This is a genomic window from Marinobacter sp. S6332, assembly GCF_023016045.1.
Lineage (GTDB): Bacteria > Pseudomonadota > Gammaproteobacteria > Pseudomonadales > Oleiphilaceae > Marinobacter.
Window position 1 is genome coordinate 134,985 of record NZ_JALKAP010000010.1, and the last position, 21,967, is coordinate 156,951.

At 52.1% G+C, this 21,967-nt stretch carries 33 protein-coding genes; 2 read left to right on the plus strand and 31 right to left on the minus strand.

The window, feature by feature from the left end; all coding sequences use genetic code 11:
• The first annotated feature begins 64 nt into the window (after positions 1 to 64).
• Positions 65 to 1,699: a diguanylate cyclase gene (locus tag MWU62_RS14550; protein ID WP_247115591.1), complete on the plus strand. Its 1,635-nt coding sequence runs from the start codon at positions 65 to 67 to the stop codon at positions 1,697 to 1,699.
• A 73-nt stretch (positions 1,700 to 1,772) separates the two neighbouring features.
• Here MWU62_RS14550 and ssb read toward each other — a convergent pair whose 3' ends face one another.
• Entirely contained in the window at positions 1,773 to 2,309 is a 537-nt protein-coding gene (gene ssb / locus MWU62_RS14555; protein WP_247115592.1) for a single-stranded DNA-binding protein, read from the minus strand.
• Between the two features lie 57 nt (positions 2,310 to 2,366).
• Complete coding sequence (locus MWU62_RS14560) at positions 2,367 to 3,737, minus strand: MFS transporter (protein ID WP_247115593.1); 1,371 nt, start codon at positions 3,735 to 3,737, stop codon at positions 2,367 to 2,369.
• Positions 3,738 to 3,914: 177 nt separating this feature from the next.
• Between MWU62_RS14560 and uvrA the strand changes: the two genes are divergently transcribed.
• On the plus strand, positions 3,915 to 6,758 hold the full coding sequence (gene uvrA, locus MWU62_RS14565; RefSeq protein ID WP_247115594.1) for an excinuclease ABC subunit UvrA: 2,844 nt from the start codon (positions 3,915 to 3,917) through the stop codon (positions 6,756 to 6,758).
• Positions 6,759 to 6,964: 206 nt separating this feature from the next.
• On the opposite strand, the gene rplQ is transcribed toward uvrA, so the two are convergent.
• The 29 genes from rplQ to tuf all read right to left on the minus strand — a co-directional run.
• The gene (gene rplQ / locus MWU62_RS14570; protein ID WP_247115595.1) at positions 6,965 to 7,363 is read right to left on the minus strand and encodes a 50S ribosomal protein L17; all 399 of its coding nucleotides are present in this window, start codon (positions 7,361 to 7,363) and stop codon (positions 6,965 to 6,967) included.
• 33 nt (positions 7,364 to 7,396) lie between these two features.
• The gene (gene rpoA / locus MWU62_RS14575; protein WP_200366562.1) at positions 7,397 to 8,401 is read right to left on the minus strand and encodes a DNA-directed RNA polymerase subunit alpha; all 1,005 of its coding nucleotides are present in this window, start codon (positions 8,399 to 8,401) and stop codon (positions 7,397 to 7,399) included.
• A gap of 47 nt (positions 8,402 to 8,448) precedes the next feature.
• The gene (rpsD, locus tag MWU62_RS14580; RefSeq protein WP_247115596.1) at positions 8,449 to 9,069 is read right to left on the minus strand and encodes a 30S ribosomal protein S4; all 621 of its coding nucleotides are present in this window, start codon (positions 9,067 to 9,069) and stop codon (positions 8,449 to 8,451) included.
• An 18-nt stretch (positions 9,070 to 9,087) separates the two neighbouring features.
• Positions 9,088 to 9,477, minus strand: a complete 390-nt coding sequence (rpsK, locus tag MWU62_RS14585; RefSeq protein WP_100641182.1) for a 30S ribosomal protein S11 — start codon at positions 9,475 to 9,477, stop codon at positions 9,088 to 9,090.
• A 13-nt stretch (positions 9,478 to 9,490) separates the two neighbouring features.
• The gene (gene rpsM, locus MWU62_RS14590) at positions 9,491 to 9,847 is read right to left on the minus strand and encodes a 30S ribosomal protein S13 (RefSeq protein ID WP_200366551.1); all 357 of its coding nucleotides are present in this window, start codon (positions 9,845 to 9,847) and stop codon (positions 9,491 to 9,493) included.
• Between the two features lie 143 nt (positions 9,848 to 9,990).
• Complete coding sequence (rpmJ, locus tag MWU62_RS14595; RefSeq protein ID WP_008174902.1) at positions 9,991 to 10,104, minus strand: 50S ribosomal protein L36; 114 nt, start codon at positions 10,102 to 10,104, stop codon at positions 9,991 to 9,993.
• A 30-nt stretch (positions 10,105 to 10,134) separates the two neighbouring features.
• Positions 10,135 to 11,457, minus strand: coding sequence for a preprotein translocase subunit SecY (gene secY / locus MWU62_RS14600; RefSeq protein ID WP_247115597.1), 1,323 nt, complete (start codon positions 11,455 to 11,457; stop codon positions 10,135 to 10,137).
• 17 nt (positions 11,458 to 11,474) lie between these two features.
• A complete protein-coding gene (gene rplO, locus MWU62_RS14605; RefSeq protein WP_200366543.1) occupies positions 11,475 to 11,909 on the minus strand; it encodes a 50S ribosomal protein L15 in 435 nt (144 codons plus the stop codon).
• Position 11,910: 1 nt separating this feature from the next.
• A complete protein-coding gene (rpmD, locus tag MWU62_RS14610; protein ID WP_247115598.1) occupies positions 11,911 to 12,099 on the minus strand; it encodes a 50S ribosomal protein L30 in 189 nt (62 codons plus the stop codon).
• Between the two features lie 4 nt (positions 12,100 to 12,103).
• A complete protein-coding gene (gene rpsE, locus MWU62_RS14615) occupies positions 12,104 to 12,604 on the minus strand; it encodes a 30S ribosomal protein S5 (protein ID WP_071267330.1) in 501 nt (166 codons plus the stop codon).
• A 12-nt stretch (positions 12,605 to 12,616) separates the two neighbouring features.
• The gene (gene rplR / locus MWU62_RS14620; protein WP_100641175.1) at positions 12,617 to 12,964 is read right to left on the minus strand and encodes a 50S ribosomal protein L18; all 348 of its coding nucleotides are present in this window, start codon (positions 12,962 to 12,964) and stop codon (positions 12,617 to 12,619) included.
• A gap of 9 nt (positions 12,965 to 12,973) precedes the next feature.
• The gene (gene rplF, locus MWU62_RS14625; protein ID WP_216007889.1) at positions 12,974 to 13,507 is read right to left on the minus strand and encodes a 50S ribosomal protein L6; all 534 of its coding nucleotides are present in this window, start codon (positions 13,505 to 13,507) and stop codon (positions 12,974 to 12,976) included.
• Positions 13,508 to 13,516: 9 nt separating this feature from the next.
• Positions 13,517 to 13,909: a 30S ribosomal protein S8 gene (gene rpsH / locus MWU62_RS14630; protein ID WP_200366539.1), complete on the minus strand. Its 393-nt coding sequence runs from the start codon at positions 13,907 to 13,909 to the stop codon at positions 13,517 to 13,519.
• An 89-nt stretch (positions 13,910 to 13,998) separates the two neighbouring features.
• A complete protein-coding gene (rpsN, locus tag MWU62_RS14635) occupies positions 13,999 to 14,304 on the minus strand; it encodes a 30S ribosomal protein S14 (RefSeq protein WP_041341451.1) in 306 nt (101 codons plus the stop codon).
• Positions 14,305 to 14,317: 13 nt separating this feature from the next.
• Positions 14,318 to 14,857, minus strand: a complete 540-nt coding sequence (rplE, locus tag MWU62_RS14640) for a 50S ribosomal protein L5 (protein ID WP_200366530.1) — start codon at positions 14,855 to 14,857, stop codon at positions 14,318 to 14,320.
• A 15-nt stretch (positions 14,858 to 14,872) separates the two neighbouring features.
• Positions 14,873 to 15,193 carry a 50S ribosomal protein L24 gene (gene rplX / locus MWU62_RS14645; RefSeq protein ID WP_247115599.1) on the minus strand — a complete coding sequence of 107 codons (321 nt, stop codon included), beginning with the start codon at positions 15,191 to 15,193 and terminating at the stop codon, positions 14,873 to 14,875.
• Between the two features lie 17 nt (positions 15,194 to 15,210).
• Positions 15,211 to 15,579, minus strand: coding sequence for a 50S ribosomal protein L14 (rplN, locus tag MWU62_RS14650; RefSeq protein WP_012139776.1), 369 nt, complete (start codon positions 15,577 to 15,579; stop codon positions 15,211 to 15,213).
• An 18-nt stretch (positions 15,580 to 15,597) separates the two neighbouring features.
• Positions 15,598 to 15,864, minus strand: a complete 267-nt coding sequence (rpsQ, locus tag MWU62_RS14655) for a 30S ribosomal protein S17 (RefSeq protein WP_071267344.1) — start codon at positions 15,862 to 15,864, stop codon at positions 15,598 to 15,600.
• Between the two features lies 1 nt (position 15,865).
• Entirely contained in the window at positions 15,866 to 16,057 is a 192-nt protein-coding gene (gene rpmC, locus MWU62_RS14660) for a 50S ribosomal protein L29 (protein WP_200366854.1), read from the minus strand.
• Positions 16,057 to 16,470, minus strand: a complete 414-nt coding sequence (gene rplP / locus MWU62_RS14665; protein WP_200366518.1) for a 50S ribosomal protein L16 — start codon at positions 16,468 to 16,470, stop codon at positions 16,057 to 16,059. The genes rpmC and rplP overlap by 1 nt, the downstream gene beginning before the upstream one ends.
• Before the next feature lie 12 nt (positions 16,471 to 16,482).
• Entirely contained in the window at positions 16,483 to 17,166 is a 684-nt protein-coding gene (rpsC, locus tag MWU62_RS14670; RefSeq protein ID WP_200204922.1) for a 30S ribosomal protein S3, read from the minus strand.
• Between the two features lie 11 nt (positions 17,167 to 17,177).
• Positions 17,178 to 17,510, minus strand: a complete 333-nt coding sequence (gene rplV, locus MWU62_RS14675; RefSeq protein WP_096784144.1) for a 50S ribosomal protein L22 — start codon at positions 17,508 to 17,510, stop codon at positions 17,178 to 17,180.
• A 17-nt stretch (positions 17,511 to 17,527) separates the two neighbouring features.
• A complete protein-coding gene (rpsS, locus tag MWU62_RS14680; RefSeq protein ID WP_100689245.1) occupies positions 17,528 to 17,803 on the minus strand; it encodes a 30S ribosomal protein S19 in 276 nt (91 codons plus the stop codon).
• A gap of 23 nt (positions 17,804 to 17,826) precedes the next feature.
• Positions 17,827 to 18,654, minus strand: coding sequence for a 50S ribosomal protein L2 (rplB, locus tag MWU62_RS14685; RefSeq protein ID WP_200366507.1), 828 nt, complete (start codon positions 18,652 to 18,654; stop codon positions 17,827 to 17,829).
• A gap of 17 nt (positions 18,655 to 18,671) precedes the next feature.
• Positions 18,672 to 18,965 (minus strand): 50S ribosomal protein L23, encoded by a 294-nt coding sequence (gene rplW, locus MWU62_RS14690; protein WP_200204925.1) that lies wholly within the window; start codon positions 18,963 to 18,965, stop codon positions 18,672 to 18,674.
• Positions 18,962 to 19,567, minus strand: a complete 606-nt coding sequence (gene rplD, locus MWU62_RS14695) for a 50S ribosomal protein L4 (protein WP_247115600.1) — start codon at positions 19,565 to 19,567, stop codon at positions 18,962 to 18,964. Before rplD ends, rplW begins: the two co-directional genes overlap by 4 nt.
• A gap of 11 nt (positions 19,568 to 19,578) precedes the next feature.
• Entirely contained in the window at positions 19,579 to 20,217 is a 639-nt protein-coding gene (rplC, locus tag MWU62_RS14700; RefSeq protein WP_247115601.1) for a 50S ribosomal protein L3, read from the minus strand.
• 75 nt (positions 20,218 to 20,292) lie between these two features.
• The gene (gene rpsJ, locus MWU62_RS14705) at positions 20,293 to 20,604 is read right to left on the minus strand and encodes a 30S ribosomal protein S10 (RefSeq protein WP_041341420.1); all 312 of its coding nucleotides are present in this window, start codon (positions 20,602 to 20,604) and stop codon (positions 20,293 to 20,295) included.
• A gap of 187 nt (positions 20,605 to 20,791) precedes the next feature.
• A partial coding sequence (gene tuf, locus MWU62_RS14710; protein ID WP_247115602.1) for an elongation factor Tu occupies positions 20,792 to 21,967 on the minus strand: 1,176 nt, incomplete at its 5' end.

The following is a 21,967-nucleotide window of genomic DNA, read 5'->3' on the forward strand; positions in this document are numbered from 1 at the left end:
CAATTGGCTACATTTGTGTTAAAAGGTACGTCACATTCAGGCTTGAGCTACCGAACTCATTAACATGGCGAAAATGCACTACAAAATTTTTCTGGCCGTTTCACTCACCATACTCGTGAGCGAAGCGATCTTCGTCATGATCAACTACTCGAGTGACAAAGAAGCCCTACAAACCGCGCTTGCCCAGAAAGGGCAACAGTCACAAAAAACCTTTGAGGTTGCTTTATCAACAACTCTAGACAGCATGTCTCAGTTGGCGACTTTTGTAGCCAACTCTCCCGATGTGCAGAGGTTGATGAACGAAGCTGAGCGCGCTACTACGGAAAATAGCAGCGGCAATGTCATGAAGCCTGACGACATTCGCGCACTGCTGTACGAAGCAGTTTCTCCAGGCTGGCAAAAAATGACGAAGGAGTATCAAGTGCGCCAGCTGCATTTCCACCTCGGACCTGGCTCCAATAGTTTTTTGCGCATCCACAAGCCTGACAAGTTCGGCGACAACATGGATAACTTGAGGCACTTGGTCGTAGATGTAAATCGTGACGGCCAGCCTCGCCAGGGATTTGAATTGGGCCGGGTATACGCTGGCCTGCGCGGTGTTGTACCCGTTTTCAGTTTCAGCGATCCCAAAAAACAGGTTGGGGCACTGGAGGTGGGCACGTCGTTCAGTACTCTAATTGAGTCGCTGAGCTCTGCAATCGGTTACGAGGTGGCAATCGTGATCCGCAAGGAGCGCGTGGACGAAGCTGTCTGGAAGCGACCAGCGGAATCGTTCACATCAAATTGCGGCTGTTTCGTTGAAGCCAGTTCATCCGACAATTTGAAAGCCGTGCTTGCAGCCCTTGAAAACAAGCCGGTGCACCACCCAACATCCGAAGGCCGCACTACCTTACTGAAAACACAAAGCGGCCCGATTACATTAACGGAGTTTGCTCTTCGTGATTACATTGGCATCCGTGACAAACATGAGCCACCACTGGGGCGAGTCATGATTTGGCAGCCCGCTGAATACGCGTTACAAGGGCTCTATCGAGACACCTGGGTCAATATTGTTTATGCCATCGTTGTTTTCATACTTATCGAACTTGCACTCTATTTTGGTATGCGTCTGGCAATGGGTAAATTGGAAGCCACCATCAAATCCCGAACCAGTGATATCAGAGCACTGAATTCCAAGTTGGAAGAAATGGCCAATAAAGACGTACTTACCGGTGTTTACAGCCGCCGCTACTTGATGGAACGAGTGCAACAAGAGCTGAACCGAGCGTCCCGAGGACAATATCCAGCTGTTATTTTAATGCTGGATGTAGACAACTTTAAACAGATCAATGATAACTGGGGGCATCAGACTGGGGACAGAGTGCTTACAAAGTTGGGAAGCATAATGATGGAGCATGCCAGAAACTATGATGTAGTTGGCCGCTACGGCGGAGAGGAATTCGCAATTTTGATTCCCGGTGCGAATGCAAAAACGGGTTATCAAGTCGCCGAAAAGCTACGCCTGCGCGCGGCTGAGGAAATCAAAATCCCCAGCAGTCCAGATCGTACCATCACTGTAAGCGTGGGGGTGGCTAGCTACAGAACAGGTTACCGACAAGAGGACTGGTTCGCAGCTGCAGATGCAGCCCTTTACGCTGCCAAGCGTGCAGGAAAAAATAGGGTTATAGTCAGCGAGCGGGATGAAAACGCTTCAGCCTAATATATTTTAAAACCAGTCGGCCCCGATTTTGGGGCCGACTGGTTTTAAACAGCTTTTCTGTAGTAGATAAACTCTAAAATGGAATATCGTCATCAAAATCATCCACTGGCTCGGGCATGCTGCTCCCCTGCTGTGGCTGGCCTTGATTTTGGCTCTGGTTGTAACCACCGGACTGTGGCGGAGGGCTATTCTGTGGCTGTGCTGGTGTCGATTGCTGCTGCGGACGCCCCGCGGGTGCGCCCTGACTCATACCACCGTCAGCACCACGGCTATCCAACATCTGCATCTGGCCGTTGATATCGACAACCACTTCAGTGGTGTACACGTCCTGACCTTCTTTGTTGGTCCACTTGCGAGTCTGAAGCTTACCCTCAATGTAAACTTTCGAGCCTTTGCGTAGGTACTGTCCAGCGATCTCGGCAATTTTCCCAAACATAACAATGCGGTGCCATTCGGTTTTCGGAACCATTTGGCCGGTTTGCCGATCTTTATAGCTCTCGTCGGTCGCAAGAGTCAGGTTCACCACGGCATTGCCGTTAGGGGTGTAACGGGTATCTGGATCCTGCCCGAGGTTCCCGATTAGAATAACTTTGTTTACGCCTCTTGCCATGTTCTGCTCCCGATTCTATTTTCAACGATACCCGCATTCCTTGCGAGCCTCCGGATTTCAAGAATTGCTACTGTGTCGAACGAATGGAAAGTCCGCAAGCAACGCCTCGTCAAAGTGCTGTCGGTCCACCTTTAAATACGCAGTGGCAGCGTTTTCAATAATGACCACATCTTGCACACCCGGCAAGCGTCGCAGGCGGCCATCAACGTCGTTATATTGGCCGCCGACCACATCTCGCAACTGTACCACGAAACCGGAGGTGTGGCCCGGCGCAGGCATTGTCAATGCGACCAGCAACCATAGACCGAGTACAGCTACCATAAACCAAACAACACCCTCAATTCCGACTTGTTGCAGTAGATAACCACCAAAGGCTCCGCCTAGGAAAGCCCCCATAAATTGGGAGGTAGAATACACGCCCATAGCTGTCCCCTTGCTGGCTGCCGGCGCCTCCTTACTGATCAAAGACGGCAAACTAGCTTCCAAAAGGTTGAAGGCCATAAAAAAGAAGAACATCACCGCCCAGGCAAAAATAAGACTAGCGGATATCCCCGCAAGCCCAGCCGTTGCGAGGGTGAGCAGCGCAATTGCACCGCAAAGCACTGGCTTCATCTTGCGCTTCTTCTCGCCAATGATGATAAAAGGCACCATGGCGAAAAATGAAGTGATCATCACACTAAGATAGAACCACCAGTGTGATTGACTGGCAAGGCCAAGCTGATCCTGTAAAACCGATGGAAACACCAGAAACAGCGACGTCAGCACTAAGTGCAGCGCGAAAATACCAAAATCCAGCCGCAACAAGCGTTTGTCTGACAACACTCGTCCCAGCATCGCTTTCGCTGGGTGAGTATCGGCACTGACTTTGTGTTGGTGTGGTGTAGGCACCACGCGGTTAACTATAAGCAGTGCAACTATCGCCAAGGCCGCAGTAACGTAGAAAATCCCCGAGAGCCCCCATGCCGCCCCCAGCAACGGCCCCAGCACTAGCGACACAGAGAAGGACAGCCCAATCGATATGCCCACCGTAGCCATGGCCTTGGTCCGTTCTTCTTCGCGGGTAAGATCGCTGAGCAACGCCATAAGCACACTGGCAATAGCACCAGCGCCCTGAAGGATCCGGCCAGCAATAACAACGTATATTGAGTCCGCAGAGCCTGCGAGCATGCTACCAGCAGCAAACAGAATCAGGCCGATATAGATCATGCGTTTGCGACCTACTCGATCAGAAAGCAGGCCAAATGGGATCTGTAGCAAGGCCTGACTCAAACCGTAAGCACCAATAGCGAACCCGAGCAGAGCAGGGGTCGCGCCTTGAAGGTCATCACCCAAGAGCATAAATACAGGCATGATCATGAACAGCCCGAGCATACGAATAGCGTAAACCGATGCCAACGCAAATACGGAGCGTTTTTCCAGCGCATTCATGGCAGTTGGCTCCTCTCCCGGGATTGAAAACGTGACCTTGCTAAAGAACATATGTTCCGCAGGCGGCGCATTGTAACAGAAGGTTCTTCAACGGGGGACCGGCACTAGTTAACCGGCATTTTCGCCGCGGCCGACGTAACGCGGTATAATTTCCGTTTTTTCTCCAAGCGAGGTGTTATGGATCATATCCAGATCAAAGGGGCACGTACCCACAACCTGAAGAACATCGACCTGGATATCCCAAGGGACAAACTGATCGTGATCACTGGGTTGTCCGGCTCTGGCAAGTCGTCTCTGGCATTTGATACGCTCTATGCCGAAGGTCAGAGACGCTATGTGGAGTCTCTATCCACCTATGCCCGCCAGTTCCTCTCGATGATGGAAAAGCCCGATGTCGATCACATCGAAGGCCTTTCACCGGCAATCTCTATTGAGCAGAAATCAACGTCTCATAACCCTCGCTCTACAGTCGGAACTATCACCGAAATATACGATTACTTAAGGCTGATGTTCGCCCGCGCGGGCGAGCCGCGATGCCCGGAACACGGCCAGCCACTGGAGGCGCAAACCGTTAGCCAGATGGTTGATCAGGTGCTCGCGCTGCCGGAAGACAGCAAACTGATGATTCTTGCCCCGGTGATTCGCGACCGCAAAGGAGAGCACCTGCAGGTTGTAGAGACTATGCGCAGCCAAGGCTTCATCCGACTGCGCGTAGACGGAACCGTCTATGACATCGATGACGTTCCAGTTCTCGACAAAAAACGCAAGCACCAGATTGATGTGGTCGTTGACCGATTTAAGGTAAAGCCCGGCCTGGAGCAACGATTGGCTGAAAGTTTCGAGACCGCGCTTGGGCTTGCCGAAGGGATAGCGCTTGTTGCGCCAATGGATTCGGAAACAGGAAACGAGAACCAGGACCAAACCTTTTCTGCGAAATACGCGTGCACTCAATGTGGTTATGCGCTGAGCGAACTTGAACCCAAGCTATTTTCCTTCAACAACCCCGCAGGCGCCTGCCCCACTTGCGACGGACTAGGTGTTAAGCAGTTTTTTGATTCTGAGAAAATCGTGCAACATCCTGAGGCAACAATTGCTGCTGGTGCGATCAAAGGCTGGGATAGACGAGCTGTCTATTATTTCCAAATGCTGGGTAGCATTGGCGAGCACTATGGCATTGATCTCGAAACCCCCTGGGAAGAACTACCGGAACACTTTCGAACAATGCTCCTTTATGGATCCGGCTCTGAAGAAATTCCATTTCGTTACGTGAATTCTCGCGGTCAAATCATGGAGCGGGCGCACTCCTTTGAGGGTATTATTCCAAACCTTGAACGCCGTTACCGCGAAACCGACTCCCAAAGCATGCGCGAAGAGTTGGCTCGCAACCTAAGCACACAGCCCTGCAAAGACTGCAAAGGTTCCAGACTTCGGCGCAGCGCCCGTCACGTTTTTATTGAAGAGCGCAATATTTCCGACATCACACGCCTTCCAATCGGCGAAGCATATTCCTACTTTGATGCGCTCGACTTGCCTGGCCGAAAAGGTGAAATTGCGGAGAAGATAACCAAGGAAGTTCGTCAACGCCTCCAATTCCTTGTGAATGTTGGGCTAGATTATTTAACACTCGAACGTAGCGCTGACACTTTGTCTGGCGGAGAAGCACAACGCATAAGGTTGGCCAGCCAGATTGGCGCCGGCCTTGTGGGTGTGATGTACATTCTGGATGAACCTTCCATAGGGCTTCACCAAAGAGATAACGACCGCCTTCTAAGTACCCTCACCCACCTTCGAGACTTAGGAAACACCGTCATAGTGGTCGAGCATGATGAAGACGCTATCCGAGCGGCTGATCATGTGATTGATATCGGACCCGGCGCTGGCGTCCACGGTGGCAACATCATCGCTCAAGGCACACCTGCTGACATTCTTGCAAAACCCGACTCCCTTACCGGCCAATATCTCAGCGGCGTAAAAGAAATCGCCATCCCGACAACCCGATATAAAGGGAATGGGGAAACTCTTACGCTGACCGGTGCCACTGGCAATAACTTGCAAAATGTAACGCTAACCTTGCCTTTGGGAATCATGACCTGCATAACAGGCGTGTCGGGCTCTGGCAAATCTACCCTAATAAACAGCACACTCTATCCAGTCGCAGCAGCCAAGCTAAACAAAGCCACCACCCTAAACACTGCACCTTACAAAGGGCTGACTGGCCTAGACAAGCTGGATAAAGTAATCGACATAGATCAAAGCCCCATTGGCCGTACACCCCGGTCCAACCCTGCCACGTACACCGGCCTGTTCACTCCCATCCGCGAACTTTTCGCCGGAACTCAGGAAGCCCGTTCAAGGGGCTACAAACCGGGGCGCTTCTCGTTTAACGTAAAAGGCGGCCGCTGCGAAGCCTGCCAAGGCGATGGCATGATCAAGGTAGAGATGCACTTTCTGCCAGACGTGTACGTTCCCTGCGATGTATGTAAAGCCAAACGCTACAACCGGGAAACGCTTGAGGTTCGCTACAAGGGCAAGAACATCAATGAAGTGTTAAGCATGACGGTAGAGGAGGGCCGGGAGTTCTTCGATGCAGTCCCCTTCCTCGCTAGAAAGCTGCAAACACTTATTGACGTAGGCCTCTCCTACATTCGCCTTGGGCAGAGCGCTGTCACGCTGTCTGGAGGCGAGGCCCAGCGAGTAAAGCTCGCCAAAGAGCTCTCAAAGCGCGACACAGGCAAAACCCTGTACATACTCGACGAGCCCACCACAGGCCTGCATTTCTACGACATCCAGCAACTATTGAATGTACTGCAGAGACTGCGGGACCACGGCAACACCATTGTGGTTATTGAGCACAATTTGGACGTAATAAAAACGGCAGACTGGGTCATCGATCTGGGCCCGGAAGGCGGTTCAGGGGGCGGTCAAATCATTGCGGAAGGCACGCCTGAGGAGGTTACAGAAAACCCCGAGTCCCACACAGGTCGATACCTGAAACCAATGTTGGGACAGAAACGAATCTAGCACCACAAATGTTCGGCCCGGGGTGGTGGGTTCATTTTCTGCCGGGAAAAGATGCCTGAGCGCAGCGAGGAATTTTTCCAAAGAAAATAAACCCACCACTCTGGAGCAGCCCCCCTGAGCAGGTACCGCCGAACCACACCCAAACTTTAGACACAAAAAAACCGGGAACCAACGGCACCCGGTTTTTTTAAGACTAGCCAACGATATTACTCGTCGCCTTCGCCCACTTCTTCTGCTTCGATGTCCAACGGACGACCTACCAGCTCAACAAATGCCATAGGGGCATTGTCGCCTGCACGGAAGCCACACTTCAGAATACGAAGGTAACCACCCGGACGCTCATTGTAACGGGGGCCAAGCTCATTAAACAGCTTAGCAACCGCCGCGTCGTCGCGCAGGCGAGAAAACGCCAGACGACGATTCGCTACCGAATCTACTTTGGCGAGCGTGATCAAAGGCTCAGCTACACGACGAAGCTCTTTAGCTTTCGGTAGCGTTGTTTTAATCAGCTCATGACCAACCAGTGACGCAGTCATGTTACGAAACATGGCCTTGCGATGCGCACTGGTCCTGCTGAACTTACGACCACTTTTACGATGACGCATTGCTCTGATTCCTTACCTTAAACTAATCGGCAATCAACCGCCCAAAACCCGATCGTCGCCACGAAGGCTAGCCGGTGGCCAGTTATCAAGACGCATTCCCAGAGACAAACCGCGAGACGCCAAAACGTCCTTAATCTCGGTGAGCGACTTCTTACCAAGGTTAGGCGTCTTCAACAGCTCCACTTCTGTGCGCTGGATAAGATCGCCGATGTAGTAAATATTTTCAGCCTTCAAGCAGTTAGCTGAGCGTACTGTCAACTCAAGATCATCGACAGGACGCAGCAGAATCGGATCAATTTCTTCCTCTTCCTCTACGCGCTCTGGCTCTTTCTCATGATCAAAGTCAACAAATACCGCCAGTTGCTGCTGGAGAATCGTGGCTGCCCGGCGAATTGCTTCTTCCGGATCAATAGTGCCATTCGTCTCCAGATCAATAACCAACTTGTCCAAGTCGGTGCGCTGCTCAACCCGTGCACTTTCCACGGAATAAGCTACACGGCGAACCGGGCTGAAGGTGGCATCCAATTGCAGACGGCCGATGGCGCGAGTTTCATCTTCCTCGAGACCGCGCTGATCTGCAGGCTCATAGCCCCGACCGCGTGCCACGCGCAAACGCATGTTCACTTCACCCTTTTCACTCAGGTGACAGATCACATGATCTGGATTGGAAATCTCGACATCATGATCCAGCTTAATATCGCCAGCTGTTACAACGCCCGGGCCTTTCTTACTGAGTGTCAGCTCAGTGTCGTCCCGACCGTTCATCTTGACCGCAACGCCCTTGAGATTCAGAAGAATCTCAATAACGTCTTCCTGAACACCCTCAATGGCGCTGTACTCGTGCAAGACACCATCAATCTGCGCTTCAGTCACAGCGCAGCCAGGCATCGAAGACAAGAGAATACGACGCAGCGCACTACCCAAAGTATGACCAAAACCTCTTTCAAGAGGCTCCAGCGTTACCTTAGCGCGCATTGCACTCGATTCTTTCACGTCAATGGTACGAGGTGTCAATAACTCATGTACTGAACGCTGCATAGACGCCCCTATCTGCTATCGTTGCTACTTACGTTGCAAATCAGGCTTTACTTAGAGTAAAGCTCGACGATGAGGTTCTCGTTGATGTCGGCCGGCAGTTCAGTACGCTCTGGCACTGACTTGTAAACGCCTGACATCTTATTGGCGTCAACCTCTACCCAGCTCACCGGTGCACGGCTTGCAGACAACTCAAGAGCGCCTTTAACGCGCAGCTGATTTCTTGCCTTCTCACGCACACTCACAACGTCGCCTGGCTTAACTTTGTAGGAAGGAATATTCACTACTTTGTCGTTAACCAGAATCGCCTTGTGTGAAACGAGCTGACGGGACTCTGCACGGGTAGAACCGAAACCCATGCGGTATGCAACATTATCAAGACGCGTCTCGAGAATCTGCAGCAGGTTTTCACCAGTTGCACCTTTCAGACGAGCCGCCTCTTTATAGTAATTGCGAAATTGCTTCTCAAGAACGCCGTATATACGACGAACTTTTTGCTTTTCACGAAGCTGGACGCCGTACTCAGACAGACGACCGCGGCGTGCACCATGCATGCCGGGCGGGGTTTCGATGTTGCACTTAGTATCAAGTGCGCGAACTCCGCTCTTCAGAAAAAGGTCTGTCCCTTCACGACGAGACAGCTTGCACTTCGGGCCTATATAACGAGCCATATTTCACTGTCTCCTGTGTTAGACGCGGCGCTTTTTGGGCGGACGACAGCCGTTATGGGGAATCGGCGTCACATCTGTGATGTTAGTGATCTTGTAGCCGCACGAATTTAAAGCGCGAACTGCAGACTCACGTCCGGGCCCGGGACCCTTAACCTCTACGTCCAGGTTTTTAAGGCCGTATTCAGCAGCCGCGTTACCGGCTCTTTCAGCTGCTACCTGCGCAGCAAAAGGTGTACTCTTACGTGACCCGCGGAAACCAGAACCACCTGAAGTGGCCCAGGACAGGACGTTGCCCTGACGGTCAGAAATGGTCACGATCGTGTTATTGAAGGACGCATGTACGTGTGCGACGCCATCAACAACGGTCTTTTTCACCTTTTTACGGGTACGTGTACCTGGCTTTGCCATGTTTGCCTACCTGTTACTTACGAATAGGTTTGCGTGGACCTTTACGGGTGCGTGCGTTGGTCTTAGTGCGCTGGCCACGGACTGGAAGCCCATGACGGTGACGCAGACCACGATGACATCCGAGATCCTTCAAACGCTTAATGTTCATCTGTACTTCACGACGCAAATCGCCCTCAACGACAACTTTACCCACTTCTGAACGAAGTGTTTCAAGCTGCTCGTCGGACAGGTCTTTGACCTTGACGTCCGGCTTAACGCCGGTTGCATCGCAAAGCTTCTGGGCTGTTGTCTTGCCAACACCAAAGATGTAGGTCAGCGAGATAACAGCATGTTTGTGATCGGGTATATTGACACCGGCTATACGTGCCATCCAAATTACTCCGCGTTCAAAGCTTTGCTGTGTGAATTTTCCGCCACAAAAAAGGGGCGCGAAATAATAGCGCCTGACCCGGCATCGAGTCAAGCGCTATCATTACGAACCTCGTTTTCAAGCCAGAGTGTTTCCCGAAGGAATCAGCCCTGACGTTGCTTGTGGCGAGGCTCCGAGCAAATGACTCTTACTGAGCCATTGCGACGAATTACTTTGCAGTTACGGCAAATTTTCTTTACCGAAGCGCGTACTTTCATTGTCGACTCCAGTTTTCAAGGGGAACGGTTTTAACCGTTCCGACCATAGCCCTTGAGATTGGACTTCTTCATCAGTGATTCATACTGATGCGACATCAGGTGTGACTGAACCTGCGCCATGAAATCCATCACCACGACTACAACAATCAGCAGTGAGGTGCCGCCCAAATAGAACGGAACATTCCCGGCCACCATCAAGAACTGAGGGAACAGAGAGACTGCTGCAATATACATTGCACCGAACAAAGTCAAACGAGTCAGAACGCCATCTATGTACTTGGCAGTTTGGTCGCCTGGACGTATGCCCGGTATAAACGCGCCGGAGCGCTTGAGGTTATCCGCAACTTCTTTTGGATTATACATCAGTGCTGTGTAGAAGAAGCAGAAGAAAACAACCGCTGCCGCAAACAGAATGATGTATAACGGCTGGCTTGGAGCCAAGGCCTGAGAAATATCACTAAGCCACTCCATCCCCTCACCCTGACCAAACCACTGCCCCAACGATGCAGGGAAAAGCAGTATGGACGAAGCAAATATAGGCGGGATAACCCCGGCCATATTGACTTTCAAAGGCAAATGACTGGATTGCTGAGCAAAAACCCGGCGACCTTGTTGGCGCTTTGCATAGTTAATGGTCAGACGCCGCTGCCCACGCTCCATGAAGACCACAAAGCCAACCACTGCGATGGCAAGGATACCGATACCCAAAACCACCAACAGACTCATCTCACCGTTGCGGGCCTGCTCCAGAGTCTGACCGATTGCGCCGGGTAGCCCGGCAACAATACCTGCGAAAATCAGCAGTGAGATACCGTTACCGACACCTCGCTCAGTAATCTGCTCACCAAGCCACATCATAAAAACCGCACCACTTACGAAAGAAACAACCGCCACAAAGTGGAAGCTAAAACTGTCGTTAAAGGTGACACCCTGAGAGGCCAGACCAACAGAAATACCGAAACCCTGAACCAGCGCCAGCAAGACTGTACCGTACCGAGTGTACTGGCTAATCTTACGACGTCCAGCCTCACCCTCTTTTTTCAGCTGCTCAAGCTGCGGACTTACCGCAGTCATGAGCTGCATGATAATCGAGGCCGAGATATACGGCATGATACCGAGAGCGAAGATACTCATGCGCTCAAGCGCACCACCTGAGAACATGTTGAACATACTCAGGATAGTACCCTGATTCTGTTCGAACAATGCTGCCAACCGGTCTGGGTTAATACCTGGCACCGGGATGTGGGCACCGATCCGGTACACCAACAATGCCAGAAAGACAAACCAGAGCCGCGATCGCAGCTCTGCTAGTCCCTTACCCGCGCCCGCAGGCAATGATGCGTTTTTGGCCATTTAGTCCTCGACTCGCCTTAGTCTTCGACTTTGCCACCCGCGGCAGAAATTGCCTCGCGCGCGCCTTTGGTTACACGAAGCCCCTTCACAGTTACTGCACGGTCAAGCTCGCCGGACAAAATAACCTTAGCTTCGCGAATTTCCTCACGGATAATGTCAGCCTTCTTAAGGGCTGCAAGATCTACGGTATCGCCTTCAACCTTGGCCAACTCATTCAAGCGAACCTCAGCAACATAGCGCTGTTGGCGCGATGTGAAACCGAACTTCGGCAGACGACGAGCCAAAGGCTGCTGACCACCCTCGAAACCGGGGGCAACGCTGCCACCGGAACGGGATTTAAGACCTTTGTGACCACGGCCACCGGTTTTACCGAGACCGCTACCGATACCACGACCGACGCGTTTCGCAGAAGGACGTGAACCAGGCTCTGGACTAAGTTCGTTTAGACGCATCTTAGTTCTCCTCAACCCGAACCAGGTAACTAACCCGGTTGATCATGCCACGAATGGAAGGGGTATCTTCCACTTCAACGGTATGACCGATTTTACGAAGACCCAAACCCTTCACACATAGCTTGTGCTTAGGCTGACACCCAATTGGGCTGCGGGTCAGAGTTACTTTGATCGTATTTGCGTTCGCCATGACTTCAACCCAGAATCTCTTCGACGGATTTACCGCGCTTGGCTGCAATATCTTCAGGCGCCTGAGTTGCCTGAAGACCCTTGATGGTGGAACGTACTACGTTCACCGGGTTGGTAGAGCCGTAACACTTTGACAGTACGTTCTGCACCCCTGCAACTTCCAATACAGCACGCATCGCGCCACCGGCGATGATACCTGTACCTTCAGACGCTGGCTGCATGTACACCTTAGAGCCGCCGTGCTGTGCTCGCACCGCGTACTGCAGTGTAGTTCCGTCAAGCGGTACGTCTACCATGTTTTTACGCGCAGCTTCCATAGCCTTCTGGATTGCGACTGGCACTTCGCGTGCCTTACCGCGACCGAAGCCGACACGCCCTTTCCCGTCACCTACAACGCTCAGTGCGGTAAACGCAAAAACGCGACCGCCCTTGACCACTTTGGCAACTCGATTCACCTGAACCAGCTTTTCCTGGAGCTCAGGCGCCTTCTGATCGTTAACGCTCATCTTCTCCACCTCTTAGAATTGCAAGCCAGCTTCACGGGCTGCGTCGGCCAGAGCCTGAACTCGGCCGTGATAACGGTAACCGGAGCGGTCAAATGCGACCTGCTCAACACCTGCCGCCTTGGCTCGTTCAGCAATTAGCTGACCAACCTTTTTAGCAGCATCCACGTTACCGGTTGCACCCTGGCGCAGTTCCTTATCCAACGTGGAGGCAGTGGCAAGAACTTGACTGCCATCTGCTGTCGTAACCTGAGCGTACATATGACGCGGAGTGCGATGAACGCACAAACGTGTCGTACCCAGTTCACGGATCTTCATGCGCACTTTGCGTGCGCGACGCAATCTTTCGTTATTCGCGCTCATAGTCCCGCCTTATTTCTTCTTGGCTTCTTTGCGTCTTACCTGCTCATCCGCATACCGAACTCCCTTGCCCTTGTAAGGCTCGGGTGGACGGAACGCGCGGATTTCCGCAGCGACGTGGCCAACCTGTTGCTTGTCGATACCGCGAATGACAACTTCCGTATTAGACGGAGTTTCAACGGTAATCCCCTCGGGCAGCTCATACTCAACCGGGTGAGAAAAACCCAGTGTCAGATTGAGCTTCTTACCTTGCGCCTGAGCCCGGTAACCTACACCGATCAGCTGAAGCTTACGCTCCCAGCCTGCGGAAACACCGGTCACCATGTTGTTGACCAGCGCACGGGTTGTTCCAGCAAGAGCGCGGGACTTTTGGGCACCATCACGAGCAGCAAAGCGAAGAACATTCTCTTCCTGCTTTACTTCAACCGCTTGGTGAATAGAAAAATCTAGAGCTCCTTTGGAGCCTTTTACACTAATTTCCTGTCCGTTCAGCTTAACCTCAACACCGGAAGGCAGCACGACAGGATTATTGGCAACCCTGGACATGTGATTCTCCTAGAATACGGTGCAGATGACTTCGCCACCCACGCCAGCAGCTCGTGCGGCGCGGTCTGTCATAACGCCCTTGGACGTAGAGACAATCGCGACTCCCAAACCACCGGATACCTTCGGCAGCTCGCTTGTACCCTTATACTGACGCAGACTTGGACGACTTACGCGCTTAATCTGCTCAATAACAGGCTTCCCACCAAAATACTTGAGCGTGATAGTAAGCTCAGGCTTTACATCGGCTGTAACGGAAAAATCTGCAACGTAACCTTCGTCTTTGAGAACCTGGGCTACAGAGATCTTCATTTTAGAAGATGGCATCGTAACATCTGCTTTCGATGCCATCTGGGCGTTGCGAATACGAGTTACCATATCCGCAAGCGTGTCTTGCATACTCATTAGTATGACTCTCCTGATCTTTTTAGTTGTGCAGCGGCGCGCCGCACCGCTTACCAACAGGCACCCTGACCTAAGTCAGGATACCTATCTTACCAGCTTGCTTTAGTCAGGCCCGGAACGTCGCCACGCATGCCGTACTCGCGGAGTTTAATCCGGGAAAGTTCGAACTTACGCAAAACGCCGTGGGGACGACCAGTCACCTGGCAACGATTACGAAGACGCGAAGGAGAAGCATCACGAGGAAGCTGCTGCAGCTTCATCTGTGCGTCCCAACGGTCATCATCGCTGGTATTTGGGTTCTTGATAATCGCCTTGAGCTCTGCACGCTTCGCTGCAAATTTTGCAACGGTTTGCTCGCGCTTGAGCTCACGGTTTTTCATTGAAACCTTAGCCATTACTCTCGTTCCTTTATTTCTTGAACGGAAAGCCGAAAGCTTTCAGCAGCTCACGACCTTCGTCGTCGGTAGCAGCAGTAGTGGTAATGGTGATATCCAAACCGCGGATCTTGTCGACTTTGTCGTACTCGATCTCCGGAAAGATGATCTGCTCACGCACACCCATGCTGTAGTTACCGCGCCCATCAAAGGACTTGGGGTTCAGACCGCGGAAGTCACGAATACGGGGAACCGCAATGTGAACCAAACGGTCAAAGAAATCCCACATACGCTCACCGCGCAGTGTAACTTTGCAACCAATCGGCCAACCTTCACGAATTTTAAAGCCCGCAACGGATTTACGCGCTGTAGTAACAACCACCTTTTGACCTGCCAGACGCTCTAGATCCGCCACAGCATTTTCAATCAGCTTCTTGTCACCAACCGCTTCGCCGACACCCATGTTCAGGGTAATCTTTTCGATACGCGGCACCTGCATGATGTTCTTGAAACCGAACTCTTTCTGCAGGGCGGGTACCACTTCCTTGCTGTACTGCTCTTTCATATTAAGCATCGTAACCACCACCGCTTACTGGTTATCGACAGCTTCTTTCGTAGCTTTGAAGATCCGCGTTTTCGCCCCGTCTTCCTTTGTCTGGAAGCCAACACGATCGGCTTTGCCGGTCTGCGGATTAAAAATAGCTACGTTGGAAGCCTGGATAGGTGCTTCTTTTTCGACGATGCCACCAGGGGTGCCCAACATCGGGTTTGGCTTAGTGTGCTTCTTCATCATATTGATGCCAGAAACAATCACTTTACCATCGTCCTGAACTTTCAGAACTTTACCACGTTTGCCTTTGTCTTTCCCCGTAGTGACGATTACTTCGTCATCTCGTTTGATCTTTTTCATAACCGGCCTCTGGTCCTTTAAAGTACTTCGGGTGCCAGTGAGATAATTTTCATGAACTTTTCATTTCGCAGCTCACGGGTAACCGGTCCGAAGATACGGGTACCGATAGGCGCGTCCTGATTGTTCAGAAGTACAGCTGCATTACCGTCAAAACGGATCAGCGACCCATCAGGACGACGAACACCCTTGCGAGTGCGTACTACTACAGCCTTCAGGACCTGGCCCTTTTTCACTTTTCCGCGGGGGATAGCTTCCTTTACGGTCACTTTAATAACATCCCCTACGCTGGCGTAACGCCGATGTGAACCGCCCAGGACCTTAATGCACATCACCTGACGCGCACCGCTGTTATCCGCGACTTCAAGCATTGTCTGAGTCTGAATCATGGTTGTTCTCCGGGCGATTTACACCTTGGATGCATGTTCAGTGACTTCCACCAGGGCCCAGCTTTTGGTCTTAGAGACCGGGCGGGTTTCCTGAATGGTCACAGTGTCACCGATATTGCACTGGTTGCTCTCATCGTGAGCATGGATCTTGGTTGAACGCTTCATGTACTTACCGTACAGAGGGTGCTTCACCTGACGCTCGACCAACACCACGATGGATTTCTCCATCTTGTTGCTTACGACCTTGCCGCTAAGAGTTCTGGCAGTTTGGGTAGCTTCGGTCATGTCACTGTCCTGCCTTTTCGTTCAATACTGTTTTCACACGAGCAATGTCGCGCTTCACCCCGACGAGAAGGTGAGACTGATTGAGCTGACCTGTCGCCTTGCGCATGCGCAGGTTGAACTGCTCCTTCAGGAGGTCGATCAGCTCCTTATTCAGCTCCTCGGCTGATTTTTCACGCAGCTCTGTTGCTTTCATCACATCACCGTCCTCGTTACGAAGGTGGTCTGTACCGGCAATTTGGCCGCTGCGAGTGTGAAGGCTTCGCGTGCGATATCTTCAGCAACACCTTCCATCTCGTAGAGCATCCGGCCAGGCTGAATTTCAGCCACCCAGTACTCGACAGAACCCTTACCTTTACCCATACGTACTTCAAGCGGCTTACCGGTGATCGGCTTATCGGGGAAAACCCGAATCCAGATCTTACCGCCACGCTTGATCTTACGTGTCATGGTACGACGTGCCGCTTCTATCTGGCGCGCAGTTATACGCCCGCGGGTTGTCGCTTTCAATCCGTATTCACCGAAGCTCACCTTGTTGGCGCGGTGAGCAAGACCAGTGTTACGGCCTTTCATTACCTTGCGAAATTTGGTGCGTTTTGGTTGCAGCATAAGATTGCCCCTTTACTTAGAACCTTTCTTCCCAGAGGCTTTCTTGTCAGCACGGACCTGTTCCATACCACCAAGAATCTCACCTTTGAAGATCCATACCTTGACGCCGATAATGCCGTAAGTGGTATGCGCTTCGTAGGTTGCGTAATCAATATCTGCACGTAGTGTGTGCAGAGGAACACGACCTTCACGATACCACTCGGAACGCGCAATCTCAGCACCCCCGAGACGACCACCAACCTGAATCTTGATGCCTTTGGCTCCCTGACGCATAGCGTTCTGCACCGCACGCTTCATAGCGCGACGGAACATCACACGACGCTCCAGCTGTCCGGCAACATTTTGCGCTACCAGGCGAGCATCCAGATCCGGCTTGCGGACTTCTTCGATGTTGATGTGCACAGGCACACCCATCATCTCGCCAACTTCGCGACGCAGACGATCAACATCTTCACCCTTCTTACCGATAACAATACCGGGGCGGGCAGTATGAATCGTGATACGGGCGTTCTGAGCAGGGCGCTCGATCACAATCTTGCTAACAGACGCCTTAACCAGACGCTTGTCGAGGAATTCGCGAACCTGGATATCGTTCAACAGGTTTTTTGCGTATTCCTTTTTATCGGCATACCAAACTGAGTTGTGCTCTTTAATCACACCCAGGCGGAAGCCGATTGGATTTACTTTATGACCCATCTGAGCATCTCCTACTTGTCGGCGACCTTGACGGTGATATGACAGGTGCGCTTCATAATTCGATCAGCGCGCCCCTTGGCTCGAGCCTTGATCCGCTTGAGCGTTGGGCCCTCATCCACCATAACGGTGGAAACCCGCAGTTCGTCAACGTCTAGACCTTCGTTGTGCTCAGCGTTAGCGATGGCAGATTCAAGAGCTTTCTTGATAATCACCGCCGCTTTCTTAGGGCTGAAAGTCAAAATATTCAGGGCGTCCTCAACAGCCTTGCCGCGAACCTGGTCGGCGACAAGACGCGCTTTCTGAGCTGAGAGGCGAGCGCCCTTATACTTGGCTGCTACTTCCATTTCTATTCCCCTCACAATCAGCGTTTAGCTTTCTTGTCGGCCGCGTGGCCACGATAAGTGCGCGTCGCCGCGAACTCGCCAAGTTTATGCCCGACCATATCTTCGGTTACATAAACCGGCACGTGTTGCCTGCCGTTGTGGACTGCAATGGTCAAGCCTACGAACTCTGGAAAAATCGTTGAGCGACGGGACCAGGTTTTGATCGGTCGCTTATCGTTTGCTTCCAGAGCTGCCTCGACCTTCTTCAACAGATGCAGGTCTATAAAAGGACCTTTCTTTAAAGAACGTGGCACAGCATTTACCTCTATGTGGTCGTTTACTTGGCTGAACGACGACGTACTATCATTTTGTCAGTACGCTTGTTCTTACGAGTCTTATGCCCTTTGGTCGGAACACCCCAAGGAGTAACTGGGTGACGCCCGCCAGAGGTACGCCCTTCACCACCACCATGTGGGTGGTCAACTGGGTTCATAGCCACACCACGAACCGTTGGGCGCTTACCGCGCCAACGTGATGCACCCGCTTTGCCAAGCCGCTTGAGACTGTGCTCACTATTGGATACTTCTCCCAACGTAGCACGGCAATCTACAAGCACCTTTCGCATTTCACCTGAGCGCAGACGGATAGTCGCGTAAGCGCCTTCCCGAGCTACAAGTTGCACGGATGCGCCCGCAGAGCGAGCCAACTGTGCACCTTTACCAGGCTTGAGTTCAACGCAATGGATCACAGAACCAACCGGCATGTTACGCAGTGGCAATGTGCTTCCTACCTTAATAGGCGCGTCGATTCCTGAGCGCACAGGCTCGCCAATCTGCATACCTTTGGGAGCGATAATGTAACGACGCTCGCCATCGGCATATTTGATCAGCGCGATGTGCGCAGAGCGGTTTGGATCGTATTCAATGCGCTCGATTGTCGCAGGAATACCATCTTTAGTCCGCTTGAAATCTATTATGCGGTAGTGCTGCTTATGGCCACCACCAATATGACGGGTAGTGATACGGCCGTTGTTATTACGACCACCCGACTTGCTTTGAGATTCGACCAACGGTTCGTAAGGGCGCCCTTTGTGTAAATCTGGGTTGTACAGCTTTACAACGTGACGGCGTCCGGCTGATGTTGGCTTGGTTTTGACGATCGGCATATTACGACCCCTTTACCTTATTCCACATCCAGAAAATCGATGTCCTGACCTTCAGCCAGCTTTACATAAGCCTTACGAATGTCATTACGCTTGCCGAACCCGCGGGCTGTGCGCTTAAGCTTGCCCTTACGATTCAGAACTTGAACACCTTCTACGGTGACGTTGAACAGTTGCTCAACAGCCTTCCTGATCTCCGGCTTGGTGGCGTCCGGGGCTACCCGAAAAACAACCTGACCATGCTCGGCAACCATTGAGGCTTTCTCCGATACGTGAGGCCCAAGAAGGACCTTGTAAATACGTTCCTGATTCATCCCAGCATCTCCTCGATCTTCTTCAGAGCGGGAACAGTCAACACAACCTTTTCGAAGGCGACCAGGCTAACCGGATCCAGACCTGCAACATCACGCACATCGACGTGAGGAACGTTGCGAGAGGCCAGATGCAAGTTCTGCTCAAGACTTTCTGTCAGAATCAGGGCATTGGAAACACCTAGATCTGCCAGCTTGGCCGTAAAGGCCTTGGTCTTTGGTGCGTCTACTGCGAAATCGTCCACCAAAACCAGACGCTCTTGACGAACCAGCTCGGAGAAAATAGAACACATCGCAGCGCGATACATTTTACGGTTAACTTTCTGCTCAAAACCGCGAGGCTTGGCAGCAAACGTTACACCACCGGAGCGCCAGATAGGGCTACGGATTGTACCAGCACGGGCGCGACCTGTGCCCTTCTGACGCCAGGGCTTCTTACCACCACCACTGACTTCTGAACGGGTTTTCTGAGCCTTGGTTCCCTGACGGCCAGCTGCCATGTAGGCAGTTACTACCTGATGAACCAGAGCTTCGTTAAAATCTTTGGCAAATGCAGCATCGGAAACAGAAATTCCCTTGCCACTACCTGTAATAGTCAATTCCATCGAACCGCTCCTCAGGCTTTAAGTGCAGGCTTGATGACAACATCACTGCCAGTTGCGCCGGGGACGGCACCACTAATCAACAGGAGGTTGCGCTCGGCGTCGACACGGACAACTTTCAGGTTTTGCACAGTTACTTGCGCATTACCCATCTGGCCCGCCATCTTTTTGCCCTTGAATACCTTGCCCGGAGTCTGGTTCTGACCAATAGAACCCGGAGCACGATGCGATAGGGAGTTACCATGCGTAGCGTCCTGCATGGAGAAGTTCCAGCGCTTAACGCCACCCTGGAAACCCTTACCCTTGGATCGACCAGTAGCGTCTACAAGCTGACCATCTTCAAAGACGGTTGCAGCAATTTCGCCGCCTGCGGCCAGGTCTTCACCTTCGCCGTCAGCCAATCGAAACTCCCAGACTCCTCGACCGGCCTCTACGCCAGCTTTAGCAAAATGACCTGCTTCGCCTTTAGTAACACGAGACGCACGACGCGTACCCACCGTTACCTGTACAGCGCGATAGCCATCATTCTCAAGCGTCTTGAGCTGAGTGATGCGATTAGGATCAACCTCAATTACGGTCACAGGCAAAGCCCGTCCGTCTTCCGTAAAAATACGGGTCATACCAGCCTTACGGCCGACAACACCAATTGCCATGTTTCACCTCTAAGTGTACGGGGCTCTCACCCTCTATGGCCTTAGGACAGTTACACAGGTTAATACCGGGTGGCATTAACCGAGGCTAATCTGAACGTCTACACCTGCTGCCAGGTCCAACTTCATCAAAGCATCTACTGTCTTTTCCGTCGGCTCAACAATGTCGAGCAAACGCTTATGAGTACGAATTTCATACTGGTCACGCGCGTCTTTATTGACGTGCGGAGAAACCAGAATAGTGTACTTCTCCTTCCGCGTCGGCAGAGGAATAGGTCCACGCACTTGAGCGCCGGTCCGCTTTGCGGTATCGACAATCTCCTGCGTTGACTGGTCGATAAGACGATAATCAAACGCCTTCAACCGGATTCGAATCTTTTGGCTTTGCATGATGCACCAAACTCCACTCGTAGCAGCTACTAGTTAGCCGACCTTCAAAAAAAGGAGCCGCATTGTATGCATAATACCCAACCCTGTCAACAACCTTAGTTATCGACGAGATCGGGAGAAGCGGTTGCGACCGAAACGGAAAAAGGGGCTGACAAAATCAGCCCCTTTTCCTGATGCAACGAGCGTATTACTCGAGGATCTTAGCGACGACGCCGGCACCAACAGTACGGCCGCCTTCACGAATCGCGAAGCGCAGACCATCTTCCATGGCGATCGGAGCAATCAGCGTGACTTCCATCTTCACGTTATCACCTGGCATAACCATTTCCACGCCTTCCGGCAGTTCACAGGAACCAGTTACGTCAGTGGTACGGAAGTAGAACTGTGGACGATAGCCCTTGAAGAATGGGGTATGACGACCACCCTCATCCTTGCTCAGTACGTACACTTCACACTCAAACTTGGTGTGCGGCTTAATGCTGCCCGGCTTACACAGAACCTGACCACGCTCAACGTCGTCACGCTTGGTGCCGCGAAGCAGTACACCTACGTTCTCACCTGCACGACCTTCGTCTAGCAGCTTACGGAACATCTCAACACCGGTGCAGACAGTCTTGACGGTATCCTTGATACCAACAATCTCGACTTCCTCACCCACCTTAACGATACCGCGCTCTACGCGACCGGTTACAACCGTACCACGACCAGAGATAGAGAACACATCCTCAATCGGCAGCAGGAACGGCTGATCGATTGCACGCTCAGGCTCAGGAATGTAGTCGTCCAGAGCTTCTACCAGCTTCTTAACAGCGGTGGTACCCATTTCGTTGTCGTCTTTGCCCTGCAAAGCCATCAACGCTGAACCGGTAATGATAGGGGTGTCGTCACCCGGGAAGTCGTACGCGCTCAACAGCTCGCGAACTTCCATCTCTACCAACTCAAGTAGCTCTTCATCGTCAACCATGTCCGCTTTGTTCAGGAACACAACGATGAAAGGTACACCCACCTGACGAGACAACAGGATGTGCTCACGCGTCTGCGGCATGGGGCCGTCAGCTGCAGAACAAACCAGAATCGCGCCGTCCATCTGAGCCGCACCTGTGATCATGTTTTTAACATAGTCAGCGTGGCCCGGGCAGTCTACGTGTGCGTAGTGACGGGTTGGAGAATCGTACTCAACGTGGGAGGTCGCAATGGTAATACCACGCGCACGCTCTTCCGGTGCGTTATCGATCTGATCGAATGCACTCGCAGAACCCGTACCCCACACTTCGTGACATACACGAGTCAGAGCAGCGGTCAGAGTCGTTTTACCATGGTCAACGTGACCAATGGTGCCCACGTTCAGGTGTGGCTTAAGACG

Bases quoted from the DNA above. Each gene is read 5' to 3' on its own strand.
- rpsN (WP_041341451.1), bottom strand. From the start codon at position 14,304: ATGGCTAAGGTTTCAATGAAAAACCGTGAGCTCAAGCGCGAGCAAACC.
- rplO (WP_200366543.1), bottom strand. From the start codon at position 11,909: ATGCGTCTAAACGAACTTAGTCCAGAGCCTGGTTCACGTCCTTCTGCG.
- rplW (WP_200204925.1), bottom strand. From the start codon at position 18,965: ATGAATCAGGAACGTATTTACAAGGTCCTTCTTGGGCCTCACGTATCG.
- rpsK (WP_100641182.1), bottom strand. From the start codon at position 9,477: ATGGCAAAGCCAGGTACACGTACCCGTAAAAAGGTGAAAAAGACCGTT.
- rpsE (WP_071267330.1), bottom strand. From the start codon at position 12,604: ATGAGCGTTAACGATCAGAAGGCGCCTGAGCTCCAGGAAAAGCTGGTT.
- rplQ (WP_247115595.1), bottom strand. From the start codon at position 7,363: ATGCGTCATCGTAAAAGTGGTCGTAAGTTCAGCAGGACCAGTGCGCAT.
- rpsH (WP_200366539.1), bottom strand. From the start codon at position 13,909: ATGAGTATGCAAGACACGCTTGCGGATATGGTAACTCGTATTCGCAAC.
- uvrA (WP_247115594.1), top strand. From the start codon at position 3,915: ATGGATCATATCCAGATCAAAGGGGCACGTACCCACAACCTGAAGAAC.
- rplN (WP_012139776.1), bottom strand. From the start codon at position 15,579: ATGATTCAGACTCAGACAATGCTTGAAGTCGCGGATAACAGCGGTGCG.
- MWU62_RS14560 (WP_247115593.1), bottom strand. From the start codon at position 3,737: ATGAATGCGCTGGAAAAACGCTCCGTATTTGCGTTGGCATCGGTTTAC.
- rpmC (WP_200366854.1), bottom strand. From the start codon at position 16,057: ATGAAAGCAACAGAGCTGCGTGAAAAATCAGCCGAGGAGCTGAATAAG.
- rpoA (WP_200366562.1), bottom strand. From the start codon at position 8,401: ATGCAGCGTTCAGTACATGAGTTATTGACACCTCGTACCATTGACGTG.
- ssb (WP_247115592.1), bottom strand. From the start codon at position 2,309: ATGGCAAGAGGCGTAAACAAAGTTATTCTAATCGGGAACCTCGGGCAG.
- rpsM (WP_200366551.1), bottom strand. From the start codon at position 9,847: ATGGCACGTATAGCCGGTGTCAATATACCCGATCACAAACATGCTGTT.
- rpsJ (WP_041341420.1), bottom strand. From the start codon at position 20,604: ATGCAAAGCCAAAAGATTCGAATCCGGTTGAAGGCGTTTGATTATCGT.
- rplP (WP_200366518.1), bottom strand. From the start codon at position 16,470: ATGCTGCAACCAAAACGCACCAAATTTCGCAAGGTAATGAAAGGCCGT.
- rplX (WP_247115599.1), bottom strand. From the start codon at position 15,193: ATGAAAAAGATCAAACGAGATGACGAAGTAATCGTCACTACGGGGAAA.
- rplD (WP_247115600.1), bottom strand. From the start codon at position 19,567: ATGGAATTGACTATTACAGGTAGTGGCAAGGGAATTTCTGTTTCCGAT.
- rpsD (WP_247115596.1), bottom strand. From the start codon at position 9,069: ATGGCTCGTTATATAGGCCCGAAGTGCAAGCTGTCTCGTCGTGAAGGG.
- rpsC (WP_200204922.1), bottom strand. From the start codon at position 17,166: ATGGGTCATAAAGTAAATCCAATCGGCTTCCGCCTGGGTGTGATTAAA.
- rplR (WP_100641175.1), bottom strand. From the start codon at position 12,964: ATGAGCGCGAATAACGAAAGATTGCGTCGCGCACGCAAAGTGCGCATG.
- secY (WP_247115597.1), bottom strand. From the start codon at position 11,457: ATGGCCAAAAACGCATCATTGCCTGCGGGCGCGGGTAAGGGACTAGCA.
- rplF (WP_216007889.1), bottom strand. From the start codon at position 13,507: ATGTCCAGGGTTGCCAATAATCCTGTCGTGCTGCCTTCCGGTGTTGAG.
- rpmJ (WP_008174902.1), bottom strand. From the start codon at position 10,104: ATGAAAGTACGCGCTTCGGTAAAGAAAATTTGCCGTAACTGCAAAGTA.
- rplB (WP_200366507.1), bottom strand. From the start codon at position 18,654: ATGCCGATCGTCAAAACCAAGCCAACATCAGCCGGACGCCGTCACGTT.
- rplE (WP_200366530.1), bottom strand. From the start codon at position 14,857: ATGCTTAATATGAAAGAGCAGTACAGCAAGGAAGTGGTACCCGCCCTG.
- rplV (WP_096784144.1), bottom strand. From the start codon at position 17,510: ATGGAAGTAGCAGCCAAGTATAAGGGCGCTCGCCTCTCAGCTCAGAAA.
- MWU62_RS14550 (WP_247115591.1), top strand. From the start codon at position 65: ATGGCGAAAATGCACTACAAAATTTTTCTGGCCGTTTCACTCACCATA.
- rplC (WP_247115601.1), bottom strand. From the start codon at position 20,217: ATGGCAATTGGTGTTGTCGGCCGTAAGGCTGGTATGACCCGTATTTTT.
- rpsQ (WP_071267344.1), bottom strand. From the start codon at position 15,864: ATGACCGAAGCTACCCAAACTGCCAGAACTCTTAGCGGCAAGGTCGTA.
- rpmD (WP_247115598.1), bottom strand. From the start codon at position 12,099: ATGGCGAACGCAAATACGATCAAAGTAACTCTGACCCGCAGCCCAATT.